This is a genomic window from Haemophilus sp. HMSC061E01 (assembly GCF_001810345.1).
Taxonomy (GTDB): domain Bacteria; phylum Pseudomonadota; class Gammaproteobacteria; order Enterobacterales; family Pasteurellaceae; genus Haemophilus_D.
On sequence record NZ_KV800998.1, the window covers coordinates 169,022 to 181,831 of the forward strand.

The 12,810-nt window shown below is 39.9% G+C and carries 12 protein-coding genes; 10 read left to right on the forward strand and 2 right to left on the reverse strand.

Going from position 1 to position 12,810, the window contains the following annotated elements; all coding sequences use genetic code 11:
* Window positions 1-56: 56 nt before the first annotated feature.
* From HMPREF2732_RS01265 to HMPREF2732_RS01305, 9 genes are all read left to right on the forward strand, one after another.
* Window positions 57-1,823: a protein-disulfide reductase DsbD gene (locus HMPREF2732_RS01265; protein ID WP_070590366.1), complete on the forward strand. Its 1,767-nt coding sequence runs from the start codon at window positions 57-59 to the stop codon at window positions 1,821-1,823.
* A 116-nt stretch (window positions 1,824-1,939) separates the two neighbouring features.
* A complete protein-coding gene (locus HMPREF2732_RS01270) occupies window positions 1,940-2,338 on the forward strand; it encodes a DoxX family protein (RefSeq protein ID WP_070590369.1) in 399 nt (132 codons plus the stop codon).
* Between the two features lie 171 nt (window positions 2,339-2,509).
* The gene (purH, locus tag HMPREF2732_RS01275; protein ID WP_070590373.1) at window positions 2,510-4,108 is read left to right on the forward strand and encodes a bifunctional phosphoribosylaminoimidazolecarboxamide formyltransferase/IMP cyclohydrolase; all 1,599 of its coding nucleotides are present in this window, start codon (window positions 2,510-2,512) and stop codon (window positions 4,106-4,108) included.
* A 183-nt stretch (window positions 4,109-4,291) separates the two neighbouring features.
* Window positions 4,292-5,575 carry a phosphoribosylamine--glycine ligase gene (gene purD / locus HMPREF2732_RS01280; protein WP_070590376.1) on the forward strand — a complete coding sequence of 428 codons (1,284 nt, stop codon included), beginning with the start codon at window positions 4,292-4,294 and terminating at the stop codon, window positions 5,573-5,575.
* Window positions 5,576-5,604: 29 nt separating this feature from the next.
* Window positions 5,605-6,828 (forward strand): DUF711 family protein, encoded by a 1,224-nt coding sequence (locus tag HMPREF2732_RS01285; protein ID WP_070590380.1) that lies wholly within the window; start codon window positions 5,605-5,607, stop codon window positions 6,826-6,828.
* Window positions 6,829-6,891: 63 nt separating this feature from the next.
* Window positions 6,892-7,437: a hypothetical protein gene (locus tag HMPREF2732_RS01290; RefSeq protein ID WP_070590383.1), complete on the forward strand. Its 546-nt coding sequence runs from the start codon at window positions 6,892-6,894 to the stop codon at window positions 7,435-7,437.
* Window positions 7,438-7,516: 79 nt separating this feature from the next.
* Window positions 7,517-8,089 carry a hypothetical protein gene (locus HMPREF2732_RS01295; protein ID WP_261673757.1) on the forward strand — a complete coding sequence of 191 codons (573 nt, stop codon included), beginning with the start codon at window positions 7,517-7,519 and terminating at the stop codon, window positions 8,087-8,089.
* Between the two features lie 115 nt (window positions 8,090-8,204).
* Window positions 8,205-9,467 (forward strand): serine hydroxymethyltransferase, encoded by a 1,263-nt coding sequence (glyA, locus tag HMPREF2732_RS01300; protein ID WP_070590391.1) that lies wholly within the window; start codon window positions 8,205-8,207, stop codon window positions 9,465-9,467.
* Window positions 9,467-9,742: a DUF1294 domain-containing protein gene (locus HMPREF2732_RS01305; protein ID WP_049372809.1), complete on the forward strand. Its 276-nt coding sequence runs from the start codon at window positions 9,467-9,469 to the stop codon at window positions 9,740-9,742. Before glyA ends, HMPREF2732_RS01305 begins: the two co-directional genes overlap by 1 nt.
* A 75-nt stretch (window positions 9,743-9,817) precedes the next feature.
* Here HMPREF2732_RS01305 and dsbB read toward each other — a convergent pair whose 3' ends face one another.
* Both dsbB and nhaB read right to left on the reverse strand, forming a co-directional pair.
* Entirely contained in the window at window positions 9,818-10,351 is a 534-nt protein-coding gene (gene dsbB, locus HMPREF2732_RS01310) for a disulfide bond formation protein DsbB (protein WP_070590393.1), read from the reverse strand.
* A 19-nt stretch (window positions 10,352-10,370) separates the two neighbouring features.
* Window positions 10,371-11,909 carry a Na(+)/H(+) antiporter NhaB gene (nhaB, locus tag HMPREF2732_RS01315; RefSeq protein ID WP_070590397.1) on the reverse strand — a complete coding sequence of 513 codons (1,539 nt, stop codon included), beginning with the start codon at window positions 11,907-11,909 and terminating at the stop codon, window positions 10,371-10,373.
* 134 nt (window positions 11,910-12,043) lie between these two features.
* Between nhaB and fadR the strand changes: the two genes are divergently transcribed.
* Window positions 12,044-12,772: a fatty acid metabolism transcriptional regulator FadR gene (gene fadR / locus HMPREF2732_RS01320; protein WP_070590678.1), complete on the forward strand. Its 729-nt coding sequence runs from the start codon at window positions 12,044-12,046 to the stop codon at window positions 12,770-12,772.
* The last annotated feature ends 38 nt before the right edge of the window (window positions 12,773-12,810 follow it).

Consider the following 12,810-nt stretch of genomic DNA (forward strand, 5'->3'; position numbering starts at 1 on the left):
AACATTCTTTTGATCTATGCTAGAATTTTAGTAGGAACAATAGTTGGGACTTTATGATGAAGCGAATTCTTCTTTTTTTATTTTTTATTTTTACCGCTCTTTCCACTCAAGCCGCTCTTTTTGATAAGAAACCGGCTTTCTTACCTGTGGATGACGCTTTTCAATTTTCAGCTGCGAAAAGCGAGAATCAAGAAAATGTGATCGTCAATTGGTCGATAGCAGAAGGGTATTATCTCTATCAAGAGAAAATTTCCGTGAAACTCAACCAAGAGGAAGCCTCATCATTTGATGTGCCGACATTTTCTATTTCACCTGAAGATTATAACGATCCTTATTTTGGCTTAATGAAGATTTTCAAAAAGCCCGTGCAAGCTATTTTTAAAGCAAGCCATCCGCCATTAAAAGCCGAAGATGTGGTTGAAATTGCTTACCAAGGTTGTACATCGGGCTTTTGTTATCCGCCTGAAGTGAAAGAAATTAAAGTAGCTGATTTGCCTATCGCACAGGTTGCTAATACTGAAAAAACATCGGAAAAATCGACCGCACTTTCCGCACAACCTAAAGCAGAGCAAGATCGTTTAGCGGAAAGCTTATTTAATAGCAAATATGCCGTATTTGGCTTTTTCTTATTGGGCTTAGGTTTGGCTTTTACCCCTTGTGTGTTGCCAATGCTGCCGTTGCTTTCAGCGATAGTGATTGGTCAAAATCAACGCCCTAATATGTGGCGCGCTTTCGCATTAAGTTTTGTATATGTGCAGGGGATGGCGCTGACTTATACCTTGCTAGGCTTGATTGTGGCTGCAATTGGTTTGCCATTCCAAGTCGCTTTACAACATCCTTATGTGATGATTGGCTTATCAATCATCTTTGTCTTGTTAGCATTGTCGATGTTCGGCCTATTTACCTTACAGCTCCCAAGTTCCTTACAAACAAAACTGTCTTTACTTAGTCAACAGCAAAAAGCCGGCGCCTTTGGTGGCGTGTTCTTAATGGGGATGATTGCGGGGCTTGTGGCTTCGCCTTGCACATCTGCACCGCTTTCTGGCGCCTTGCTTTACGTGGCGCAGAGTGGAGATTTATTTACTGGTGCGATCACGCTTTATTTGCTCGCGTTGGGTATGGGCGTCCCTCTGATTTTAATCACTTTATTTGGGAATAAAATCCTGCCTAAATCAGGCATGTGGATGGAAACCGTTAAAAAGCTCTTTGGCTTTGTGATGCTTGCGTTACCAGTATTCTTAATTTCTCGTATTTTGCCTGATGAATGGACGCCAAGATTATGGGCGATGCTTGGTACCGCATTCTTTATTTGGTTTGCTTTCCAAATGCCAAAAAATGGTACCGGTTGGGTATTCCGAATTCTCTTTTTAGTGGCAGCCATGATTAGTGTTAAACCGCTTCAAACTTGGGTTTGGGGGGAAAGCCAAGCACCAAGTGCGGTCGAAAATAAGGCTTTTTCTCATATTGAATTTAAGAAAGTGAAAAGCGAAGCTGAATTGCAACAAGCACTTGCTGAAAATAACAAACCACTTGTGATGCTCGATCTTTATGCGGATTGGTGTGTCGCTTGTAAAGAGTTTGAAAAAGAAACATTTAGTGATCCAAGTGTCCAAAAAGCCTTTGGCGACATGCTGCTTCTTCAAGTTGATATGACAAAAAACTCCGAAGAAAACCGCGCTTTGATGACAAAATATAAAGTGTTAGGTTTACCGACTATTTTGTTCTTTAACCGAGATGGAAAAGAAATTGAGGGGAGTCGTGTTAACGGATTCATGCCGCCCGTTGAGTTTTTACAATGGATTGAGAAAATCAGTAAAGCGTAAAATTATTTCCTAATAGTAAAAAGTCCTTTTCGATTTGAGGTATTGTTTGGCTTCGAGTTAATCATTAACATACACCCCGTTCTCAAATCACTTTTTATTTTTATTAGGAAAACTTTATGAAAAACTTAGAAAAATACTCTCCGTATGTTTTAGCTTTATTACGTATCGTCGCCGCGTATATGTTTATCTTACACGGCATAGCGAAATTCTGGGAATTCCCAATTTCAATGACGGGCGGTAACGGCGCAGTGGGCGATCCACTGATGATTGTCGGTGGGGTAATTGAGATTGTCGGTTCAATCCTATTAATTTTAGGTTTATTTGTTCGCCCAGCGGCATTTATTCTTTCAGGTCAAATGGCTTATGCGTATTTCTTTATGCACGCAGCTGGTCAAGGGAATTTATTCTTCCCAATCTCGAACGGTGGTGAACTTGCTTTACTTTACTCTCTCGTGTTCTTCTATTTTGTGTTTGCCGGTGCCGGAGCGTTTTCTTTAGATAACCGTAAACGTTAATCATATTGTTAGATTGCCCGCATTCGCGGGCTTTTTTATTTTTAAAATCGTTTAAATAAATCACCGCACTTTTAAGTGCGCTTACCAGAAAAATTTTTTCTATATAAACGCAAACGTTTGCGCTATAATTCCACCCGCCTATTTTTAACCATTTAATGAAAGGAAAATGTAATGACAGATCGTCCAATTCGTCAGGCTTTACTGAGTGTTTCTGATAAAACCGGTATCGTAGAATTTGCTCAAGGCTTAGTACAGCGTGGTGTAAAACTACTTTCCACAGGCGGTACCGCAAAATTATTGGAGCAACATGGTTTACCGGTGACAGAAGTGTCTGATTACACGGGATTCCCAGAAATGATGGACGGTCGTGTGAAAACCTTACATCCAAAAGTACATGGCGGTATTCTTGGTCGTCGTGGTACAGATGACGCTATCATGCAGCAACATGGCATTGAAGGCATTGATATGATCGTTGTGAATTTATATCCATTTGCCGCAACAGTAGCGAAGCCAAATTGTACGTTAGAAGACGCGGTAGAAAATATCGATATCGGTGGCCCAACCATGGTACGTTCTGCCGCGAAAAACCATAAAGATGTGGCGATCGTGGTGAATAATCATGATTTTAACAACATTCTTGCTGAAATGGATAAACACCACAACAGCCTAACACTTGAAACTCGTTTTGACCTTGCGATTAAAGCATTTGAACATACCGCTCAATATGATTCTATGATTGCCAACTATTTTGGACAAATGGTGAAACCGTATCATGTGGCAGAGGAAGAAGACGCAAATGCGAAGTGCGGTCAATTCCCACGGACTTTAAACCTTAACTTCGTGCGTAAACAAACCATGCGTTACGGCGAAAATGCCCATCAAAATGCAGCTTTCTATGTTGATTTGAATGTGAAAGAAGCGAGCGTCGCTACGGCTCATCAACTCCAAGGTAAAGCCTTGTCTTACAATAATATTGCAGACACCGATGCAGCACTTGAATGCGTGAAAGAATTTGATGAGCCAGCTTGTGTGATTGTGAAACACGCTAATCCATGCGGTGTGGCTTTAGGTAAAGATATTTTAGACGCCTATAATCGAGCTTACCAAACCGATCCAACTTCTGCATTTGGCGGCATTATTGCGTTCAACCGTGAATTAGACGAAAAAACCGCGAATGAAATTGTGGAGCGTCAATTCGTTGAAGTGATTATTGCACCGAAAGTTTCTGCTGAAGCACAAGAAGTGGTGAAACGTAAGAAAAATGTTCGTTTGCTTGAATGTGGTGAATGGACTTCTCGTTCCGAGCGTTTAGATTTCAAACGTGTAAACGGCGGTTTATTAGTACAAGATGCGGATTTAGGCATGGTTGGCGTGGATGACTTAAAAGTGGTAAGTAAACGTCAGCCAACTGAACAAGAATTAAAAGACTTATTATTCTGCTGGAAAGTGGCGAAATTTGTGAAATCCAATGCCATTGTTTATGCTAAAGATAATCAAACTATCGGCATTGGTGCAGGCCAAATGAGCCGTGTATATTCTGCGAAGATTGCGGGTATTAAAGCGCAGGATGAAGGTTTAACCGTAGCCGGTTGTGTAATGGCTTCTGATGCATTCTTCCCATTCCGTGACGGTATTGATGCAGCGGCGAAAGTAGGGATTCAATGCGTTATCCATCCAGGTGGTTCAATGCGCGATCAAGAAGTCATTGATGCAGCGGATGAACATAATATGGTGATGGTATTAACTGGAATGAGACATTTTAGACATTAATTTATCTAACTATCCCCCTCTTTAGCAAAGAGGGGAAGGGGAGATTTGGCAGAAGTGATCTCAAGCTCATACTAAATTCAATATCGTTTAAATCTCCCCCTAGCCCCCTCTTTACAAAAGAGGGGAAATTACAGGAAAAAATAGCCGCACTTTTTTAAATTAGGCATACGCAAGGACTATAACATGAACATCCTCATCATCGGAAATGGCGGTCGTGAACACGCCTTGGCTTGGAAAGCTGCACAATCTCCATTAGCGGACAAAGTTTTCGTCGCATCAGGCAACGCGGGTACAGCATTAGAACAAAAAGTAGAAAACGTGAATATTGCTGCAACAGATATCCCTGCCTTAGTGAAATTTGCTCAAGATAAACAAATTGGATTAACCATTGTTGGCCCTGAAGCTCCATTAGTGATTGGTGTGGTTGATGCATTTCGTGAGGCGGGATTGAAAATTTTTGGCCCAACTCAAGCGGCAGCTCAATTAGAAGGTTCAAAGGCATTCACCAAAGATTTCCTCGCTCGTCATAAAATCCCAACAGCAGAATATCAAAACTTTACCGAAGTTGAGCCTGCGTTAGCATATTTGCGTGAAAAAGGCGCACCAATTGTCGTTAAAGCGGATGGTTTAGCGGCGGGTAAAGGGGTAATTGTTGCAATGACATTGCAAGAAGCGGAAGAGGCTGTACGTGATATGCTTTCAGGCAATGCCTTTGGTGAAGCGGGTAGCCGAGTGGTGATTGAAGAGTTTCTAGATGGTGAAGAAGCCAGCTTTATCGTCATGGTGGACGGTAAAAACGTCGAGCCTATGGCAACCAGTCAAGATCATAAACGCGTGGGCGAAAATGATACAGGTTTAAATACTGGTGGCATGGGGGCGTATTCGCCTGCACCAGTGGTGACACCTGAAATTCATGAGCGTATTATGCGTGAAGTGATTTATCCAACGGTTAATGGTATGGCGGCAGAAGGCAATGTTTACACCGGTTTCTTGTATGCGGGATTAATGATCATGCCAAATGCTCAGCCGAAAGTAATTGAATTTAACTGCCGTTTTGGCGATCCAGAAACACAGCCAATTATGCTACGCCTTGAATCAGATCTCGTTGAGCTTTGCCTTAAAGCTTGCGAGGGAAAATTGGATGAAGTGAAATCCCAATGGAATCCAAAAGCGTCCTTAGGTATTGTGTTAGCCGCGGAAGGCTATCCAGGCGATTATCGTAAAGGCGATGTGATTAGCGGTTTACCACAAAGTGCGGTCGAAAATGAGAAAGTTTTCTTAGCGGGTGTAGCAGAAAAAGAAGGCAAATTAGTTACGAATGGCGGTCGCGTACTTTGTGCTACTGCGTTAGGCGAAAGCGTATTTGAAGCACAACAAAAAGCCTTAAAGCTTGCTGAGCAAATTCAATGGACAGGACGTTTTTATCGTCGAGATATTGGTCATCGTGCCGTCGCTCGTGAACAATAAAATTAACTACTTTAATGGTAAGGGCTCGAATGGATTATAAAAATAAGGAATTATGTCGTCTTCGTACCATAAGTTTTTTTCTGACGTTACATAAAGATAAAACGCAATGGGAAGACGCCCTTTATTCGGTAAAACGTGATGTAGATTTGTTATTGCCAGCTGTGCAGAAAGCAGGTTATACCTTGCAATCGATTCGAGTAATTACCAATCCTTTTGGTGAATATTTGGATTTAACCAATTTGCAAACAGCAAAAGCAGATTTGCAGTATTTAACAGAGTTACTGAATAAGTTTAATGAAAGTGGCATTCGTCTTCGATTTGCGATAGGTGCGGCGAGAAATAAAGAGGAAATTTCGTTATTGCCAGAGTTAATCGCAGCTTATGGCGACTTGTGTAATGCTTGTGTTAATGTGCCATTAGATGAAAATGGCGTGTTAGATAATGAACTTATCGAACAATCTGTTTATGCCGTACAACGAATTGCAAATATTACACCACGTGGCGAAGGTAATTTTAACTTTACGGTGAATTTTAACTGCAAGCCATTTATTCCTTATTTCCCTGCCGGTTATCATCTAAGTCATTTGCCAAACAGTTTTGTCATTGGGTTCGAAACGCCCGATTTATTAGTCGAAGTATTAAAATCTGTACCAAAATCGCCTCATAATCAATTTTATGCGGATTGTTATCAGGCTATGTCGAAAGCGCTGCAATATCATGTAGATCAAGTATTAGAGATGTTAAGTGCGGTCAAATTATCGGGTGAATTTGAGTTTGCAGGCATTGATAGTTCGGCGGCGCCATCAAAAAATTGTTCATCCATGACAAAAATCTATGAATTAATGGGATTGCCTTATTTTGGTGCAGCTGGTTCAGTAGAGGTTTCTGCCTTACTGACAAAAGTGTTTAAATCAATCCAACGTGTGCCATTGGCTGGGTTTTCCGGATTAATGTTGGCAGTGACAGAAGATTTAGGTTTAGCCGAAGGGACGCAAAAACAATATTTTGATATTCGTGCTTTACTGACGTATAGCGCGGTATGCGGTATTGGTTTAGATACAGTTCCTGTGGCGGGAAATGCTAAGGCTGAAAGCATAGCAGCTATTATGCGTGATACGGGGACGATGGCATTCCGCTTAAATAAACCGCTAACTGTGCGTTTATTTCCCATTCCGAATAAGGTTGCAGGTGAAATATCAGAATTTGAGAGTGATGATTTATGTAACTGCCGCCTTTTGCGTATTCCGGATTAAATAAAAATTTCCCTACTTTGTTGTGATGAATGTTATCCCTACTGACAATAAAAGGAGTATCTTATGAGAAAGTTAATATTGGGTAGTTTTGTAGCAGTATTATTAACAGGTTGTGCAGGGGCTTCAAATGTTTCACAAAGCTCAACGTTAGATGGCGAATGGATTTGTCATACTATCCCGACGAAAGATAAACAAACTTATGATCGTTTAGATCATTTTGTCTTGAAATCTGATGGAACAGGTATGTTGCGAGGTATTTCGAGTATCGAATTAGATAAAGAAAACACAATTCGTTATTTAACCAAAGGCAAGGTGAAATGGCAGGCTCAAAATAATATTTTGAGTTTTGATTTTATCAATCGTTCTATGGCGCCGGCTCATAGTAAAAATGTGGCTAAAGTCATCAAGCAAAATAAAGCCCTACAAAAACAAGAAAAAGAAGAGTTGGCAGCATTTTATAGTAAGTCTGCTAATCATACAGATATGCCAATTGAGCTGAAACAAAATGGCAATCAACTTATTCTCGGTAAGGATTATGCGACCTGCCGACGAGTAACAGAGAATGACAAGGATATTCAGTTATTGAATAAGTGGTTTGTAAAGAAATAGGGTCGATTAAGAAAAACAAATACGATTTCAACCGCACTTTATTTTTAGGTACGGGGATCTGATTAATAAAAGGAGAGTTATGATGAGAAAATTAGTATTAAGTAGTCTTATCGCTGTATTGTTATCAGGATGTGCAACGGCGCATCAACAAACTGAACAGGAAAAAGCCTTAATCGGCGATTGGATTTGCCATGTAAAACCTGCAGCCAAATCCCCTTTACCTGTTGAGCATTTTGATTATGTCACCTATCACGCAGATCAAACTGTGCTTCTACGTGGTATTTCACAGATTGATACAAAAGAAGGCTGGATGCGTTATTTATTGCAAGCTAAAGCCAAATGGCAGGTGAATGATGGCAAGTTAAGTTATGACTTTACGGATCGTCTATTTAAAACAGCGCATTCACCACAAGTCGCGAAAATTATTGAACAATCTCCAGAATTTAAAGAATTAGATAAGGAATTTGTTTCACCTTGTAATAACTGCGGTAATCATTTGGATATGAAGATTAAAATGAAAAGCCCAACAAGGATGACTAATTTTAATACCTATACGAAAGAAACCAGCCAATGCCATAAACTGGGTGCTGGCGAGAAAACAAAAGAAGTTAAACTAATTGAGAAATTAGTGAAAGAAAAAGGCTCGATTTAGATAAATGAATGTTTTTCATTGTAATAATGAAAAATATGATCGAAATTTTTGATTAAGTTTTTACTTGGAAACAGGTAAACTATACACAAATAATTCAAACAACGAGGAAAACACAATGTTTAAAAAAAGTATGAACATCGCTGATTACGATCCGGTTCTATGGCAAGCTATTCAGGGCGAAAATCGTCGTCAAGAAGAGCATATCGAGCTTATCGCATCTGAAAACTATGCAAGTCCACGCGTAATGGAAGCGCAAGGTTCACAGTTTACTAACAAGTATGCTGAAGGCTACCCAGGTAAACGTTACTACGGCGGTTGTGAGTACGCAGACATTGTTGAGCAGTTAGCGATTGATCGTGCTAAAGAGTTGTTTGGTGCGGATTATGTAAACGTACAACCACACTCAGGTTCACAAGCCAATGCGGCGGTATATGGCGCATTAATCAATGCTGGCGATACTATTTTAGGGATGGATTTAGCACACGGTGGTCACTTAACCCACGGGGCGAAAGTGAGCTTCTCTGGTAAAATCTATAATTCTGTACTTTATGGTATCACTGCTGATGGTTTAATTGACTATGAAGATGTCCGTCAAAAAGCATTAGAGTACAAACCAAAAATGATTGTGGCGGGTTTCTCTGCTTATTCTCAGGTTGTAGATTGGAAAAAAATGCGCGAAATTGCGGATGAAGTGGGCGCGTATTTATTTGTGGATATGGCGCACGTTGCAGGTTTAATCGCAGCAGGTTTATATCCAAACCCATTACCATATGCACATGTTGTCACAACAACTACCCATAAAACCTTAGGTGGTCCACGTGGCGGTTTAATCCTTTCTTCTTGCGGTGATGAAGAGCTTTATAAACGCTTACAATCTTCTGTTTTCCCTGCAAACCAAGGTGGTCCATTAGTTCACATTATTGCGGCGAAAGCAGTATGTTTCAAAGAAGCGTTAGAGCCAGCTTATAAAGAATACCAAGCGAATGTGATTAAAAATGCGAAAGCAATGGTAGAAGTGTTTAAACAACGCGGTTATGACGTGGTTTCAAATGGCACAGAAAACCATTTATTCTTAGTGAGCTTCATTAAACAAGGCTTAACCGGTAAAGCAGCTGATGCTGCGTTAGGTAAAGCGAACATCACAGTGAATAAAAACTCTGTACCAAATGATCCACAAAAACCATTTGTGACCTCTGGTATTCGTGTTGGTACACCAGCGGTGACTCGTCGTGGCTTTAACGAACAAGACTGTCGTGAGTTAGCCGGCTGGATGTGTGATGTATTAGATGCATTAGGCAAAGAAAACGAAGAACAAGTGATTGCAGCAACCAAAGAAAAAGTATTGGCAATCTGCAAACGTCTTCCAGTTTACGCATAATGCTGATTCAGCTTTTATTTGTGATGTTAGCGGCGGTGAATATCGCCGCTTATTTTTTAATGTGGAAAGACAAAGTCCGCGCGGTTCGTCATGGCTGGCGAATTTCTGAAAATACTTTCTTTCTATTAAGCCTGCTTGGTGGGTTTATTGGTGTTTATTGCGGGATGAAACGCTTTCGTCATAAAACCAAACATTTCAGTTTTAAATTTGTTGTTATTCTCAGTGCCTTTATTTGGTTGATCTTAATGCCTTATTGGTATTTCTTTCTTGAATAATGTTGAGTACAGAATGACTTTCAGTAATAAAAAAAGCCTAGAGAATATCTCTAGGCTTTTTAGTATGCGATTAGACTACTTAAAAATGAGGCGTCGATTTCGACTTTTCTTCACTTGTGAAAGTGTAATTAATCCCAACACAATGACATAGACAGCGAAAATAAATACCAACCATTGCACCATGGTGATACCGAAAAGTGACCATTGGCTTTCGTTGCAGCTACCTGTCGGATTGAAGACCGCAGGTAGCCATTTATGTAATGGTAATGTTTCTGGAAAGTTTGGTATAAATTCACATTGCTTCCAGGGCGCTGGGTTCATTTGTAAATCGAGGTGTCGAATGGAGATCATTAATCCTTTGATTGCACTAAATAAACCAACAATAAGAGCAAGAATGCGGATAATAAGCGAACTTGGCGCTAAGGCACCGATAAGACCAGCGACGAATAAACCCACAACAGCTAAACGTTCATAAACACAAAGTACGCAAGGTTGCAAACCCATGCCGTATTGAAAATAAAGTGCGGTCGACTCTAAGGCAAATGCAGTAAATGCCAAAAAGATCCACGCCGAACGCTTAAGGGACAATTGCTTAAAAAAGTCGAGCATTCTTTCTCCTTATGCTTCATTAAATTGGAAGAATTAAGCCAAGGTTTGCAAGCCAAATTGTCATTTCTGGTAGAATAAATTCGATTGCAAGGAAACCAACTAGCGTTAATACGATAGTGTAAGGCAATGCCATATAGACCATTCTACCATAAGAAAGTTTAATTAACGGTGCAAGCGATGATGTTAATAAGAACAAGAATGCGGCTTGACCGTTTGGTGTCGCAACAGAAGGTAAGTTTGTCCCTGTATTGATTGCTACAGCAAGTAATTCAAATTGATGCGGTGCAATAGCACCTGTCGCAAGCGCATGTTTCGCCTCATTAATGTAAACCGTTGCAACGAATACGTTATCCGAAATTGCGGAAAGTAAACCGTTGAAACCGTAGAATAGCGCTAACTGTGTTTTCTCTTCAGAACTTAATACGAAGTGAATAATTGGCGCAAAGAGTTTTTGATCGATAATCACCGCAACAATAGAGAAAAATACCACTAATAACGCAGTGAAAGGTAAACTTTCTTGGAATGATTTACCAATGGCATGTTCATCAGTTACACCTGTAAAGGTTGTTGCAAGAATAATCACACTTAAACCAATCAAGCCGACAGCCGCTAAGTGGAAGGCTAAGCCTAAGATTAACCAAACCGCGATAATAGCTTGGACAGAAAGACGAATCTTATCTTGTTTAGACATTTTTTTTGCATTTTCGCGATCTAAATCCGCTAAGACTTGCCATACTTCTTCTGGTAATTTTTCGCCATAGCCGAACACTTTAAATTTTTCAACTAAAACACAAGTGAGTAATCCACAGATAAAGACAGGAATAGTCACAGGCGCCATACGGAAGAAGAATTCAATGAAATTCCATTTAGCTTGTTCTGCAATGATCAAGTTTTGTGGTTCGCCCACCATAGTCATTACGCCACCGAGTGCAGTACCCACACCAGCATGCATCATTAAGCTACGTAAGAAAGAGCGGAATTTTTCTAAGGTTTCATGATTATTGATTTTGTTATCATCAGAAATATCAAGCGCATCTTGTAGTGTTTTACCGGATGCGACTTTGTGATAAACCCCATAGAAACCCATAGCAACACTGATGATTACAGCAACAACAGTAAGCGCATCTAAGAAAGCTGAAAGAAATGCTGCACTGAAACAGAATGCTAAGGAAAGTACGATTTTAGAACGGATACGGACTAATAATTTGGTGAACACATAAAGCAAAAGTTGCTTCATAAAATAAATACCAGCCACCATGAAGATTAAAAGTAAAACCACTTCAAAGTTTGCCATGATCTCGGCTTTAACGTGTTCCGCATTTGTCATACCAATAGCAATGGCTTCAAATGCTAATAAACCACCTGGTTGAAGAGGGTAACATTTTAATGCCATGGCTAGGGTGAAAATAAATTCTGCGACGAGTAACCAGCCTGCAAAAAATGGGCTGACAAAAAAGAATAAAATGGGATTAATTACCAAGAAGGTAATAATAGTTAATTTATACCAATCAGGGCTCGAGCCCAGAAAGTTTTTCATAAATGCTTGTGTGTAAGTCATATCGAACTCCGTTTTTTTATAGTCCTGTCATTGTAATATATACTGCTTTAAAGGATAATAGACCAGTTGAAGATTTAGTGAATAAATCACATTTTTTTGATCTTTTTAGACTTTTTTATATTTATTTCATACTCATGCAAACAGATAATACCCTTTTACGGGCTCAAAGCCCAGCCGCGCTTGCCGAAGAATATATTGTTAGAAGTATTTGGGATGATGTATTTCCTGCCGGCACTAACCTTCCTTCTGAACGTGATTTAGCCGATAAAATCGGTGTGACACGCACCACATTACGTGAAGTATTACAGCGTTTAGCACGAGATGGATGGCTTACCATTCAACACGGCAAGCCGACAAAAGTCAATGATATTTGGGATACAGCCGGTCCAAGCATTATTGAAACCTTAATTACCTTAGATCGTCAAAGTGCGCCATTAATCATTGAAAATATGCTTTCGTTGCGTAGTCGTATGTCTGAATCTTATATTTATGAAGCTGTCAAAAATTCACCTAAAGCTTCAGTTGCTTTGTTTAAAGGATTAGATTCATTAGAAAATACGGCAGAGAGCTATATGGAATTCGATTATGCCTTATTCCGCCAATTTACAGTCATGGCGAATAAACCTTTCTATCGTTTGATTTTTAATAGTTTACGTGGGGTTTATCATAAAATTGGCTTATTGTTTTTCAGCGAAGAAAAACATCGCCAAGTCACGCATGATTTCTATGTCGAATTGCGCGATATTTGTGAAAGTAGCCAATCCGATTTAGTGGTAGGTTGTATTCGCAAACACAAGCAAGTGACTTCTGCTTACTGGCGAACTATTTTAGAAAGTTTGCCAAAAGATTTAGAAACAGAATAATATGAAAGTGCGGTTGAAAATGACCGCACTTTTTCCTT